Raw genomic sequence first — 14,088 nt, 5'->3', positions numbered from 1 at the left:
GAGCGTCGGGGGCGAAACACCCACCGGGTGCCTGGCCGGTGCCCCACTTACGCTTCCCGAAAGATTCCCGTACGTCCGGCCCGCATGGGGCCGACGAGTACTGTGGGACTCGCTTCCAGTCCTCCCGGCGGGAGGCGCGCAGCATTGACACTCAACCGAGCAACCTGGTCAGTGTGCCATACGCGGCGGGAGCCTGGCCAATCGGGCCGAAGACATTACCCCGCGTGAGTGGCGCGTCAAACCGCGCCTCATGGAACGCCCGGCGACGCGGTGGCGGCGCGCCGGAGGAATATCCGCTGGAACGCCCCTCCCCCGCGCTCCTAGGCTGGCCATGTCAGCGACACGGGGGCCTCGACCGACATGCGTACGCACTATCCACGGACACCGCATCTGCCCTGGTCGCCGGGGGTGACCGACGACGACGTCAGGGTCGCCGACCTGTGCGGGCTCCGCGGCCGCGAGGTCGTCGTCACCGAGAAGCTCGACGGCGAGAACACCACCCTGTACGCCGACGGCCTGCACGCACGTTCCCTCGATTCGGCACACCACCCGTCCCGGACCTGGGTCAAGGCCCTCCAGGGGCGCATCGGCCACGCGATCCCCGCGGGCCGGCGGGTGTGCGGCGAGAACATGTACGCCCGGCACTCGATCGCGTACGAGGACCTGGACAGCTACTTCTACGGCTTCTCCGTGTGGGACGCGGACGGACGCTGTCTGGACTGGGACGAGACCGTCCGCTGTCTGCGGGCGCTCGGCATCCCCGTGCCCCGCGTCCTGTGGCGGGGCACGTTCGACGAGCGGGCGCTGCGGGCGATCGCGGTCGACCGGGGACGCCAGGAGGGATACGTCGTGCGGACCGTCGAAGGATTCGCCGCCGGCGACTTCGTACGGCGCGTCGCCAAGTGGGTCAGGCCCGGGCACGTGCAGACCGGTGCGCACTGGATGCACGCAGCCGTCGTCGCGAACGGCCTGGGCCCGAACGCGCCGCTGTGGGCGGTGCGTTCGGGTGCCGCCGCCGACGCGCGCGAACTGACCGCGGCGCTGGGCGTACCCGGCGGGGACACGGAGGTCCTCGGCCGGCTGGAGACCGCCGGGCTGTGGGGCGACACCCGGCTCTCCGGTGTACTGGCCACCCTGCTGCACGGCAGCCGGCGCTCCTGGCTCGCGCCGAAACTCGTCCCCGCCCTGGGCATGCCGCTCGCCCGGCGTGTCGCCGACCTCGTCGGGCTGCATCCGGCCCTGCACCGGCCGTACCCGGACGAGGAGCGGCGCGCCGGTCTGGTGCGGCTGTCGTACGCCGTCGACCTGGACGTCCTGCACGCCGTCGCGCGGGCGACCGCCCGGAACGATGAGGCGCGCGAGCAGGTGGAGTGGTCCGCGCTGCACGCGGAGGACGCCGGATCGCTCGTGGGGCTGCGGGAGGCGTTCGCCGGGCTGGACGCCGACGCCTCGGCCCGCTGTCTGGCCGAGGCCCGCGAGGCGTACGCGCTCGGACGGATCCGCACGGCCGAGGAGGCGGTCGCGGCCACCTGGCGATGGCGGTCGGACGCCTTCCCGAAGCTGATCCAGATGGTCGGCCCGTCGGGCAGCGGCAAGAGCACGTTCGCCCGGCAGCTGGCCGGGGTGGACACCCTCATCTCCCTCGACGACCTGCGCGAGGCCCGCGGCTCCCGCGCCGACCAGAAGGCCAACGCGGACATCCTGCGCACCGGACTCGACCGGCTGGACGCCGCGCTGGCCGGCGGCGGGACCGTGGTGTGGGACGCGACATCACTCAATCAGCAGCAGCGTTCCCTGGTGCACTCCGTGGCCCGGCACCGCGACGCACTCGTCACCCACGCCGTGGTCCTCGTCGACGAGGACGAGCTGACCCGGCGCAACGCCGCACGCGAGCACCCGGTGCCGGCCCGCGTTCTCGCCGGCCAGCTGCACCGCTTCGGCCCGCCGTACCCGGGCCAGGCGCACCGCACCTGGTACATCGGGGCCAGTGGAACGATCGAGGAGGAGGCGTAGCCGTGCGTACCAGCGAGGAGATCTACCACCGGGTGTGCTGGGACGCGCGCTTCGACCCCGCCCGTTTCGTGGTCGGGATCAACCAGCGCGGCGCCCCGCCCAAGCGCGTCCCGCTGCCCGTGTTCGTGCCGGGCGGCGAGATCCCCTGGCACCGGGTGCTGTTCTTCGAGGCCGACGGCGAGGTCGTGTGGGACCGGGCCACGGGCGTCGACCGGATCGACGAAACGGACGCAGGGCGGGTACGGGAGGCGCGCCGGCTGCGGGCGCCGTTCTTCACCGCCCGCACGCCGTACGCCTGGGACGGCGCCGACTGGGTACCGGCGCGGACGGCCCGGGCCGACGGGCCCGCGGTACGGCTGCGCGTGCTGACCTGGAACACCCTGTGGGACCGCTACGACGCCGACCGCATCGGCACCGCCGCGCGCCGACCGCTGCTGATGACCGCACTGCGCGAGGCCGACGCGGACGTCATCGCGCTCCAGGAGGTGGAGCCCGCGCTGCTCACCCTGCTGCTCCAGGAACCGTGGGTGCGTCAGACGTACACCCTGGGGACGGACCCGGCGGCGCGGGACGTCGACGAGTGCGGCGTGCTGCTGCTGAGCAGGCTGCCCGTACGCGAGGCCGGCCACCACGTCCTCGGCCCGCACAAGGCCGTGGTGGCCGTCGTCGTGGAGACCGGCGCCGGGCCGGTCACGGTCGCCGCGACCCATCTGAGCAGCGACCACTCGGAGGACGGCGCGCAACGGCGCGAGGCCGAACTGGCCCGGATCGCCGAAGGACTGGCATCCCTCGACGGCGATCTCGTCCTCATGGGCGACTTCAACGACGGCACAGGCGCTCCCGGCACGGCGCTCGGCATGCGCGACGCGTGGAGCGAGGCCCACGGCCCCGACGACGCGACCCCGACGTTCGACCCGTGCGTCAATCCGCTGGCCGCGGTCTCCTCGCTGAGCGGGCGGGCGTCCCGGCTGGACCGGGTGCTGCTCCGCGCGGAGGGGCTGCGGGTGCGGCGTGCCGGACTCCGCGGCAACGTCCCCACGGCCGAGGGCCTGTACCTCTCCGACCACTACGGCGTACTGGCCGAACTGGCCCCGGTCGTCGCGGAGAGCGCCGACGTCCTGGACGTACCGCCCACGGCCCGTACCGCACTGGCGTGGATCCCGCCGCAGGAGCTCTGGCCGCCGCTCCAGGCGATCCGGCGGGACCACGACCCGCAGATCCGCCGCTGGCCGCCGCACGTCAATCTGCTGTTCGGCTTCGTTCCCGAGTACGCCTTCGAGCACGCGGCCCCGCTGCTCGCCGCCGCGGCGGCCGCGTGTGCCCCCTTCGATGCGCGGCTGGCAGGTGTGCAGTGGTTCGGGCACCGCGAGGGGGCCACGGTGTGGCTGGACCCGGCGGCCGGGGGCGAGGAGCCGTGGGCCGGACTGTGGGAGGAGCTGGTGCGGCGGTTCCCCGCCTGCCGCGGCCACCACGGGGGCTTCACCCCGCACCTCAGCCTGGGCCGGACCACGGACCCGCACGCCCTGGCCGCCGAATGCGGCTGGCGGCTCGAACCGATGCCGGTCCGGGTCGGGGAGCTGGCGCTGCTGTCGCGCCGCGGCGACGAGCCGATGCGGGTACGGGCGACGGTGGCGCTGGGAACGGGCGAGGTGCGCTGGGTACCGGACGCAGCGACGCCGAACGATCCCCTTGCCCCCGGCAACGAGAACCCCGGCGACGAGAACCCCGGACCGGCCTCGGGTGGCGCCCGCCCGGTCGCGGACGCCACCGGTGTCGTACGCCTCGTCCGCGAAGCACTGGCCGACGGGGTCGTCCATGTCGTCGGCTCGCGGCGCATGGGCTGCGCCCTGCCCGGCGCGGATCTGGACCTGGTGGCGGCACTGCCGGGCGAGGTCGAACTGCCCATCGTACAAGGCCTGTTGGCGGCGGCGCTGCCGGAGGCGACGGACCTCCGGGAGGTGACCGGGGCACGGGTCCCCGGCCTGCGGATGGACATCGACGGTCTGCGCGTGGACGTGGTCGTGGTTCCCACCGGTCCGATGGACCCGTCGGACGCGGTCGAGCGCCGCGCAGAGCTGGGCGAGGCGGCGGCGGTGGCGCTCAGCGCGGTGAGCGACGCGGAGGCGGTGCTCGCCCTCGCGGGCGACCGGCAGGAGGCGTTCGCCCGGCTGGCCCGGGAGGTCAAGGCATGGGCCGGGGCGCGCGGCCTCGACTCGGCGCCGTTCGGCGGGCTCCCCGGCCTGGCCTGGTCCGTCCTGGCGGCCCGCACGGTCCGGGAGTCGGGTGACCTGTCGCCCGACGGGCTGCTGCGGCAGTTCTTCGCGACGTGGGCGGCCTGGGACTGGCGCGTGCCGGTAGGCGCTGCGCGGGTGCAGGGACCGGAACTGCCGGTCACGATCATGACTCCGTCCGAGCCCGTACGCCCCTGCACCGACCAGATCACAGCGGGCATGCGCGACCTGCTCACCCAGGAGCTGTTCCGCGCCTGGGAGCTGCTGGGGACGGACTCCGCCGGGCTGCTGACCCCGCCGCCGCTGCACCGCCGCCACGCGGCCTGGGCCGTCGTGGACGTACGCCCGGGACCGGACGAGGGCCGCGTGCGCGGCCGCATGCGCGCCCTGATCGGCGACCTGTCGGAGGTGGCCCCCGAGTCCCATGCCTGGCCCCGCCCCTACGGCACGGACCCGGTCCGCTACGCGATCGGCCTCGGCCCGACTCCCCCGGACCGCTCGCTGGTCGAGAGGATCGCGGAGCGGCGGCTGCGGGGGCTCACCGGGGTCACGCTGACGCGCGTCGGCGGTGGGGACGTACCGACCCTGCACTGACCGCAACGGCCGCCCTGGGATGATCAAGATCATGTCTACGCTGACCGGCCCGTGCTGGGCCCTGCACCCCGCTGCCCCTTCGGACCTCGAACGCATTGCCGAGCTCCGGGCCGTCGTCATGCGCCCCGACCTGGAACGGCTGGGCCGATACGACGAGCATCGTGTGCGGCAGCGGCTGCGGGACGTCTTCGCTCCGGAACACACCTCGCTCGTCCTCGCGGACGGCGAGTTCGCCGGCAGCGTCACCCTGCGCCCGGTCGAGAGCGGCTGGTGGCTGGAGAACTTCTATCTCTCCCCGGCCGTTCAGGGCCGCGGGATCGGCACCGCCGTCCTGCGGGCCCTGCTGGGGCGCACGGACGCGGAAGGTGCGGACGTCCGCCTCGACGTCCTGCAGGGGAGCCCGGCACGACGGCTGTACGAGCGCCACGGGTTCACGCTGGAGCGTGAGGACCCCATCGACGCCTATCTGGTGCGCCGCCCGCGCACATAGCCGCCGCAGGACGACCGAAGGGCCCCGGTCCACCGCTCACGCGGCGGGCCGGGGCCCTTCTTGGTGCTCTGTGCGGAGCAACCAGGTCAGACCGTCAAGTGATTACTTGAGGATCTTGGTGACCTGGCCGGCGCCCACGGTCCGGCCACCCTCACGGATGGCGAACTTCAGGCCCTCTTCCATGGCGACCGGCTGGATCAGCACGACGTTCATGACGGTGTTGTCGCCCGGCATGACCATCTCGGTGCCCTCGGGAAGGGTCACAACGCCCGTCACGTCCGTGGTACGGAAGTAGAACTGCGGGCGGTAGTTGTTGAAGAACGGGGTGTGACGGCCACCCTCGTCCTTCGACAGGATGTACGACTGGGCCTCGAACTCGGTGTGCGGCGTGACCGAACCGGGCTTGATGATGACCTGGCCGCGCTCGACGTCCTCGCGCTTGATGCCACGGAGGAGCAGACCGACGTTCTCACCGGCCTGGCCCTCGTCGAGCAGCTTGCGGAACATCTCGATGCCGGTGACCGTGGTGGTGGTCTTCTCCTGCTTGATACCGACGATGTCGACGGTCTCGTTGACCTTCAGGACACCACGCTCGATACGACCGGTGACGACGGTGCCACGACCGGTGATCGTGAAGACGTCCTCGATCGGCATCAGGAACGGCTTGTCGACGTCGCGCTCGGGCTGCGGGATCGACTCGTCGACGGCCTTCATCAGGTCGAGGACGGTCTGGCCCCACTCCTTGTCGCCCTCAAGGGCCTTGAGCGCGGAGACCTTGACGACCGGAAGGTCGTCGCCCGGGAACTCGTACTCGGAGAGGAGCTCACGGACCTCGAGCTCGACGAGCTCCAGGATCTCCTCGTCGTCCACCATGTCGGCCTTGTTCAGGGCGACGACGATGTACGGAACGCCGACCTGGCGGGCCAGGAGCACGTGCTCCTTGGTCTGCGGCATCGGGCCGTCGGTGGCGGCGACCACGAGGATGGCGCCGTCCATCTGCGCGGCACCCGTGATCATGTTCTTGATGTAGTCGGCGTGACCCGGGCAGTCGACGTGCGCGTAGTGACGCGACTCCGTCTGGTACTCGACGTGCGCGATCGAGATCGTGATACCGCGCTGGCGCTCCTCAGGAGCCTTGTCGATCTGGTCGAAGGCCGAGGCCTCGTTCAGGTCCGGGTACGCGTCGTGCAGCACCTTGGTAATGGCGGCCGTGAGGGTCGTCTTACCGTGGTCAATGTGACCGATGGTGCCGATGTTGACGTGCGGCTTAGTCCGCTCGAACTTCGCCTTCGCCACTGGGTCCTCCTGTGGAGTGGTTCTGTACGCCTTGCTTCATCGGCGCCAGGTGATCTTTGCTGGGATGCCGGGGCCGGGGGCATTCACCGCATTGCTTGCGCTCTGCGGCGAATGCCCCACCAGGCTCCGGTGACAAGCCTAAAGCGTGAGCTCGGGAGAGTTACTCGCCCTTGGCCTTCGCGATGATCTCCTCGGCGACGTTCCGCGGAACCTCGGCGTAGGAGTCGAACTGCATCGAGTAGCTTGCGCGACCCGAGGTCTTGCTGCGGAGGTCTCCGACGTAGCCGAACATCTCCGAGAGGGGCACGAGGCCCTTCACGACGCGAGCGCCGCTGCGCTCCTCCATGGCCTGGATCTGGCCACGGCGGGAGTTGAGGTCGCCGATGACATCGCCCATGTAGTCCTCGGGCGTGGTGACCTCGACGGCCATCATCGGCTCGAGGAGCACGGGGGACGCCTTGCGGGCACCCTCCTTGAACGCCTGCGAACCGGCGATCTTGAAGGCGAGCTCGGACGAGTCGACCTCGTGGTAACCACCGTCGAGAAGGGTGACGCGGACGCCGACCATCTCGTAACCGGCCAGGATGCCGAACTGCATGGCTTCCTGAGCACCCGCGTCCACCGAGGGGATGTACTCACGGGGGATGCGGCCACCGGTGACCTTGTTGACGAACTCGTAGGAGGCGTCGCCACCCTCGATGGGCTCGAGGGCGATCTGCACCTTCGCGAACTGGCCGGTACCACCAGTCTGCTTCTTGTGCGTGTAGTCGATGCGCTCGACGGCCTTGCGGATCGTCTCGCGGTACGCGACCTGCGGCTTGCCGACGTTCGCCTCGACGCGGAACTCGCGCTTCATGCGGTCGACGAGCACCTCGAGGTGAAGCTCGCCCATACCACCGATGATGGTCTGGCCGGTCTCCTCGTCGGAGTGCACCTGGAAGGACGGGTCCTCCTCGGAGAGGCGCTGGATGGCGACACCCAGCTTCTCCTGGTCACCCTTGGACTTGGGCTCGATGGCGACCTGGATGACCGGCGCCGGGAAGTCCATGGACTCCAGGATCACCGGGTTCTTGTCGTCGCACAGCGTCTCACCGGTGGTGGTCTGCTTCAGGCCCATGACGGCGATGATGTCACCGGCGCCCACCGACGCGATCTCCTCACGCTTGTTCGCGTGCATACGGTAGATCTTGCCGATGCGCTCCTTCTTGCCCTTGACCGAGTTCAGCACCGCGGTGCCGGCCTCGAGGCGACCGGAGTAGATCCGGACGAAGGTGAGCTTGCCGAGGTGCGGGTCGCTCGCGATCTTGAACGCCAGGCCGGAGAACGGCTCGTCGTCCGAGGGCTTGCGCTTGACGACAACCTCGGGGTCCTTGACGTCGTGGCCCTCGATGGCCTCGACGTCCAGGGGGGAAGGCAGGTAGCGGACGACCGCGTCGAGCAGGGGCTGGACGCCCTTGTTCTTGAACGCCGTGCCACAGAACACCGGGGTGACGGTGACGGAGCCCGCGCCGCCCTTCGATGCGAGGGTGATCCGGCGGATCGCCTCGTGCAGCTGCTCCTCGGTGGGCTCGACGCCCTCCAGGTACAGCTCCATCATCTGGTCGTCGTTCTCGGAGACGGCCTCGAGCAGCTTGCCGCGCCACTCCTGAGCCGCCTCGATGTGGGTGTCCGGGATGTCGACGGTGTCGTACATCTCGCCCTTGAGGGCCTCTTCCGGCCACACGAAGGCCTTCATCGACACGAGGTCGACGACGCCCCTGAAGTCGGCTTCGGCACCGATGGGGAGCTGCATGACGAGCGGGACCGCACCGAGGCGGTCGACGATCATGTCGACGCAGCGGTGGAACTCGGCACCCGTGCGGTCGAGCTTGTTGACGAAGCAGATACGCGGCACGCCATAGCGGTCCGCCTGACGCCAAACGGTCTCGGACTGCGGCTCGACGCCGGCGACACCGTCGAACACGGTGACAGCGCCGTCGAGGACGCGGAGCGAACGCTCCACCTCGACGGTGAAGTCGACGTGACCCGGGGTGTCGATGATGTTGATGGTGTGGTCAACATCATTGAGCGGCCAGTGACAGGTCGTCGCGGCGGACGTGATCGTGATGCCGCGCTCCTGCTCCTGCTCCATCCAGTCCATCGTGGCAGCGCCGTCGTGGACTTCACCGATCTTGTACGAAACGCCGGTGTAGAACAGGATCCGCTCAGTGGTGGTCGTCTTGCCCGCGTCGATGTGGGCCATGATCCCGATGTTGCGGACCTTGGCCAGGTCAAGCGAAGTGGTGGCCATAAGGCTCAATCTTCTCTCGGTCTCGATGTGGGTAGCGACTACCAGCGGTAGTGCGCGAAGGCCTTGTTGGACTCGGCCATCTTGTGGGTGTCCTCGCGCTTCTTGACGGCAGCGCCAAGACCGTTGGAGGCGTCGAGCAGCTCGTTCATGAGGCGCTCGGTCATCGTCTTCTCGCGGCGGGCGCGGGAGTAACCCACGACCCAGCGCAGCGCGAGGGTGGCGGCGCGACCGGGCTTGACCTCGATCGGCACCTGGTAGGTGGCGCCACCGACACGGCGGGACTTGACCTCGAGCGAGGGCTTGACGTTCTCAAGCGCGCGCTTCAGCGTGATGACCGGGTCGTTGCCGGTCTTCTCGCGGAGGCCTTCCATGGCGCCGTACACGATCCGCTCGGCAGTGGAACGCTTGCCGTTGAGCAGGATCTTGTTGATCAGCGAGGTGACAAGAGGAGAACCGTAGACCGGGTCGATGATGACCGGGCGCTTCGGGGCGGGGCCCTTACGAGGCATTCTTACTTCTCCTTCTTGGCGCCGTAGCGGCTGCGGGCCTGCTTGCGGTTCTTGACACCCTGGGTGTCAAGGGAGCCGCGGATGATCTTGTAACGAACACCCGGCAGGTCCTTCACACGGCCACCACGCACGAGCACGATGGAGTGCTCCTGCAGGTTGTGTCCCTCACCCGGGATGTAGGCCGTGACCTCGATGCCGGAGGTCAGGCGCACACGCGCGACCTTACGGAGTGCCGAGTTCGGCTTCTTCGGGGTGGTCGTGAACACACGCGTGCAGACGCCGCGGCGCTGGGGCGAACCCTCGAGCGCGGGCGTCTTGTTCTTCTCGACCTTGTCCTGCCGGCCCTTCCGGACCAGCTGCTGGATCGTAGGCACTACTTCTCCGGTTTCTGTGTGCCGTTCGTGAAACTAACCTGGAACGTCACCGACCCACGCGGTCGGGTGTGTCGAATGCTGCAGGCTCCTGCCCTAGGGACAGAAGGGGCGCAGATTGCGGTGGCCACTGACGGGCTCGCCATGCGGTTGAGGACACGCACACGAGCCCAGGCACACCCCAGGCACAAGGTCTGAGCGTACCTACCTCACGGACTCCGGTCAAAACAAATGCTGTCCACGGCGACGCGCCGCCTGTGAAATGGCCGACAGTACCGCCGTTCGCGTGCCGGCAGAGGGAACGCCGCAGGGCGGCCACCCCGTACGAAACGGGGTGACCGCCCTGCGGACGGGACATGCGCCTTACTGGTTGTACGGACCGTAGTCGTAGTCCTCCAGCGGAACGGCCTGGCCGGAGCCCGTGCCGAACGGCGAGTAGTCGATGTCGTCGTAGCCGACGGCCGAGTACATCGCGGCCTTGGCCTCCTCGGTCGGCTCGACCCGGATGTTGCGGTAGCGGGACAGACCCGTACCGGCCGGGATGAGCTTACCGATGATGACGTTCTCCTTGAGGCCGATCAGGGAGTCCGACTTGGCGTTGATCGCCGCGTCGGTCAGAACCCTGGTCGTCTCCTGGAAGGACGCCGCCGACAGCCACGACTCGGTGGCGAGCGAGGCCTTGGTGATACCCATCAGCTGCGGACGGCCGGAGGCGGGGTGACCGCCCTCGGTGACCACACGACGGTTCTCGGTCTCGAACTTCGACCGCTCGACGAGCTCGCCCGGCAGCAGCTCCGCGTCGCCGGACTCGATGATCGTCACGCGGCGGAGCATCTGCCGGATGATGATCTCGATGTGCTTGTCGTGGATCGACACACCCTGCGAGTTGTAGACCTTCTGGACCTCGCCGACCAGGTGGACCTGGACCGCGCGCTGACCGAGGATCCGCAGCACGTCGTGCGGGTTGGTGGCACCCACGGTGAGCTTCTGGCCCACCTCGACGTGGTCGCCCTCGCCCACCAGCAGACGGGCACGCTTCGAGATCGGGAACGGCGTCTCATCGCTGCCGTCGTCCGGGGTGACGACGATCTTCTTGGTCTTCTCGGTCTCCTCGATACGGATGCGGCCTGCCGCCTCCGAGATCGGGGCGACACCCTTGGGCGTACGGGCTTCGAAGAGCTCGACGACTCGGGGCAGACCCTGGGTGATGTCGTCACCGGCCACACCACCGGTGTGGAAGGTACGCATCGTCAGCTGGGTACCGGGCTCACCGATGGACTGGGCGGCGATGATGCCGACCGCCTCACCGATGTCGACCAGCTTGCCGGTGGCGAGCGAGCGTCCGTAGCAGAAGGCACAGGTGCCGACCGCGGACTCACAGGTCAGGACCGAACGGGTCTTGACCTCCTCGACGCCGGCGCCCACCAGGGCGTCGATCAGGACGTCACCGAGGTCGACGTTGGCAGGCGCGATGACCTTGCCGTCGACGACGACGTCCTCGGCGAGCATGCGGGCGTAGACCGAGGTCTCGACGTCGTCCGTCTTGCGGAGCACGCCGTCCTCGCCCTTGACCGCGATCTTCAGCTTGAGGCCACGGTCGGTGCCGCAGTCCTCCTCGCGAATGATCACGTCCTGCGAGACGTCCACCAGACGACGGGTCAGGTAACCCGAGTCGGCGGTACGCAGGGCGGTGTCCGCCAGACCCTTACGGGCACCGTGCGTGGAGATGAAGTACTCCAGAACGGTCAGGCCCTCACGGAAGGACGCCTTGATCGGACGCGGGATCGTCTCGTTCTTCGCGTTCGACACCAGACCACGCATACCCGCGATCTGACGCATCTGCATCATGTTTCCTCGGGCACCCGAGTCAACCATCATGAAGATGGGGTTCGTCTTCGGGAAGTTCGCGTTCATCGCCTCGGCAACCTCGTTGGTCGCCTTGGTCCAGATCGCGATGAGCTCCTGCGTGCGCTCGTCCTTGGTGATCAGACCGCGCTCGTACTGCTTCTGGACCTTCTCGTCCTGCGCCTCGTAACCCGCGACGATGGCCTTCTTGGCCTCGGGCACGACGACGTCGGAGATGGCCACGGTCACACCGGAACGCGTCGCCCAGTGGAAACCGGCCGCCTTCAGGTTGTCGAGCGTCGCCGCCACGATGACCTTGGGGTAGCGCTCGGCCAGGTCGTTGACGATCTCGGAGAGCTGCTTCTTGCCCACCGAGTAGTCGACGAACGGGTAGTCCTCGGGCAGCAGCTCGTTGAAGAGCGCGCGGCCCAGGGACGTACGCAGCCGGAACGTGTCGCCCTGCTGGTACTCCTGCTCGCCTTCCTCGGCGACCGGCGGCACCCAGCCACGCGGCGGGATGGTGCCCACCGGGAAGCGGATGTCGACCTTCGCCTGGAGCGACAGCTCCCGGGCGTCGAAGGCCATGATCGCCTCGGCCGTGGAACCGAAGGAACGGCCCTGGCCGACGACCTTGCGCTCCTCCTCGTCCGTGGTGAGGAAGAACAGGCCCAGCACCATGTCCTGGGTCGGCATGGTGACGGGACGACCGTCGGCCGGCTTCAGGATGTTGTTCGAGGACAGCATCAGGATGCGGGCCTCGGCCTGCGCCTCCGCGGAGAGCGGCAGGTGCACGGCCATCTGGTCACCATCGAAGTCCGCGTTGAACGCGGTGCAGACGAGCGGGTGGATCTGGATGGCCTTGCCCTCGACCAGCTGCGGCTCGAAGGCCTGGATGCCGAGGCGGTGCAGGGTCGGTGCACGGTTCAGCAGCACCGGGTGCTCGGCGATGACCTCTTCGAGGACGTCGTACACCACGGTGCGGCCACGCTCGACCATGCGCTTGGCCGACTTGATGTTCTGCGCGTGGTTCAGGTCGACCAGGCGCTTCATCACGAACGGCTTGAAGAGCTCCAGCGCCATGGCCTTGGGCAGACCGCACTGGTGCAGCTTCAGCTGCGGACCGACGACGATCACGGAACGCGCGGAGTAGTCCACACGCTTACCGAGAAGGTTCTGACGGAAACGACCCTGCTTGCCCTTGAGCATGTCGCTCAGGGACTTCAGCGGGCGGTTACCGGGACCGGTGACCGGGCGACCACGGCGGCCGTTGTCGAACAGCGCGTCGACGGCCTCCTGCAGCATCCGCTTCTCGTTGTTCACGATGATCTCGGGGGCACCGAGGTCAAGGAGACGCTTGAGGCGGTTGTTGCGGTTGATCACACGGCGGTACAGGTCGTTCAGGTCGGAGGTCGCGAAGCGGCCACCGTCCAGCTGCACCATCGGACGCAGGTCCGGCGGGATGACCGGCACGCAGTCGAGCACCATGCCCTTGGGCTTGTTGCTGGTCTGCAGGAACGCGGAGACGACCTTGAGGCGCTTGAGCGCACGGGTCTTCTTCTGGCCCTTGCCGGTACGGATGATCTCGCGAAGCCGCTCGGCCTCTTCATCCAGGTCGAAGGACTCCAGGCGCTTCTGGAGCGCGGCGGCGCCCATGCAGCCGTCGAAGTACGTGCCGAAGCGGTCACGCAGCTCGCGGTAGAGCAGCTCGTCGCCCTCGAGGTCCTGGACCTTGAGGTTCTTGAAGCGGTTCCACACCTCGTCGAGACGGTCGATCTCGCGCTGCGCACGGTCACGCAGCTGCTTCATCTCACGCTCGGCACCCTCGCGCACCTTGCGACGCACGTCGGCCTTGGCACCCTCGGCCTCGAGCTCGGCCAGGTCGGTCTCGAGCTTCTTGGCGCGGGCCTCCAGGTCGGAGTCGCGACGGTTCTCGGTCTGCTGACGCTCGACGGAGACGTGAGCCTCCAGCGACGGCAGGTCACGCGTACGGCGCTCCTCGTCCACGAACGTGATCATGTACGCGGCGAAGTAGATGACCTTTTCGAGGTCCTTCGGCGCGAGATCAAGCAGGTAGCCGAGGCGCGACGGGACGCCCTTGAAGTACCAGATGTGGGTGACGGGAGCGGCAAGCTCGATGTGACCCATGCGCTCACGACGCACCTTGGCGCGCGTGACCTCCACGCCACAGCGCTCACAGATGATGCCCTTGAAGCGGACACGCTTGTACTTGCCGCAGTAGCACTCCCAGTCCCGGGTCGGACCGAAGATCTTCTCGCAGAAGAGTCCGTCCTTTTCGGGCTTGAGCGTGCGGTAGTTGATGGTCTCCGGCTTCTTCACTTCGCCGTGCGACCAGGTCCGGATGTCGTCCGCGGTGGCAAGGCCGATCCGCAGCTCGTCGAAGAAGTTGACGTCGAGCACTTGTCGTCAATCCCTCTTTCGGGGGTTCGAG

Annotated in this window: 8 protein-coding genes; 3 read left to right on the top strand and 5 right to left on the bottom strand. The window is 68.7% G+C overall.

Annotated elements, in window-relative coordinates:
• The first annotated feature begins 360 nt into the window (after positions 1-360).
• The 3 genes from LRD69_RS19440 to LRD69_RS19430 are packed head-to-tail and all read left to right on the top strand — an operon-like array spanning position 361 to position 5,328.
• Positions 361-2,013 carry an RNA ligase family protein gene (locus LRD69_RS19440; protein ID WP_277327848.1) on the top strand — a complete coding sequence of 551 codons (1,653 nt, stop codon included), beginning with the start codon at positions 361-363 and terminating at the stop codon, positions 2,011-2,013.
• A 2-nt stretch (positions 2,014-2,015) separates the two neighbouring features.
• A complete protein-coding gene (locus LRD69_RS19435; RefSeq protein WP_277327847.1) occupies positions 2,016-4,838 on the top strand; it encodes a poly(A) polymerase in 2,823 nt (940 codons plus the stop codon).
• Between the two features lie 31 nt (positions 4,839-4,869).
• Positions 4,870-5,328: a GNAT family N-acetyltransferase gene (locus LRD69_RS19430; protein ID WP_277327846.1), complete on the top strand. Its 459-nt coding sequence runs from the start codon at positions 4,870-4,872 to the stop codon at positions 5,326-5,328.
• Positions 5,329-5,430: 102 nt separating this feature from the next.
• On the opposite strand, the gene tuf is transcribed toward LRD69_RS19430, so the two are convergent.
• From tuf to LRD69_RS19405, 5 genes are all read right to left on the bottom strand, one after another.
• Positions 5,431-6,624: an elongation factor Tu gene (gene tuf, locus LRD69_RS19425; protein ID WP_037688003.1), complete on the bottom strand. Its 1,194-nt coding sequence runs from the start codon at positions 6,622-6,624 to the stop codon at positions 5,431-5,433.
• A gap of 160 nt (positions 6,625-6,784) precedes the next feature.
• Positions 6,785-8,914 (bottom strand): elongation factor G, encoded by a 2,130-nt coding sequence (gene fusA / locus LRD69_RS19420; RefSeq protein WP_277327845.1) that lies wholly within the window; start codon positions 8,912-8,914, stop codon positions 6,785-6,787.
• Between the two features lie 38 nt (positions 8,915-8,952).
• Entirely contained in the window at positions 8,953-9,423 is a 471-nt protein-coding gene (gene rpsG, locus LRD69_RS19415; RefSeq protein WP_030977935.1) for a 30S ribosomal protein S7, read from the bottom strand.
• A 2-nt stretch (positions 9,424-9,425) separates the two neighbouring features.
• Positions 9,426-9,797 carry a 30S ribosomal protein S12 gene (rpsL, locus tag LRD69_RS19410; protein WP_003948652.1) on the bottom strand — a complete coding sequence of 124 codons (372 nt, stop codon included), beginning with the start codon at positions 9,795-9,797 and terminating at the stop codon, positions 9,426-9,428.
• A gap of 360 nt (positions 9,798-10,157) precedes the next feature.
• Positions 10,158-14,057 (bottom strand): DNA-directed RNA polymerase subunit beta', encoded by a 3,900-nt coding sequence (locus LRD69_RS19405; RefSeq protein WP_277327844.1) that lies wholly within the window; start codon positions 14,055-14,057, stop codon positions 10,158-10,160.
• Positions 14,058-14,088: the final 31 nt, after the last annotated feature.

It is taken from the genome of Streptomyces sp. JH14, assembly GCF_029428675.1.
Taxonomy (GTDB): Bacteria; Actinomycetota; Actinomycetes; order Streptomycetales; family Streptomycetaceae; genus Streptomyces.
The sequence above is the reverse complement of the archived record's forward strand: the minus strand, read 5'-3'. Positions and strand labels throughout refer to the sequence as shown.

What these genes read in the sequence shown, in the direction of transcription:
- LRD69_RS19440 (WP_277327848.1), top strand. Translation starts at nt 361, where the DNA reads ATGCGTACGCACTATCCACGGACACCGCATCTGCCCTGGTCGCCGGGG.
- LRD69_RS19430 (WP_277327846.1), top strand. Translation starts at nt 4,870, where the DNA reads ATGTCTACGCTGACCGGCCCGTGCTGGGCCCTGCACCCCGCTGCCCCT.
- fusA (WP_277327845.1), bottom strand. Translation starts at nt 8,914, where the DNA reads ATGGCCACCACTTCGCTTGACCTGGCCAAGGTCCGCAACATCGGGATC.
- rpsG (WP_030977935.1), bottom strand. Translation starts at nt 9,423, where the DNA reads ATGCCTCGTAAGGGCCCCGCCCCGAAGCGCCCGGTCATCATCGACCCG.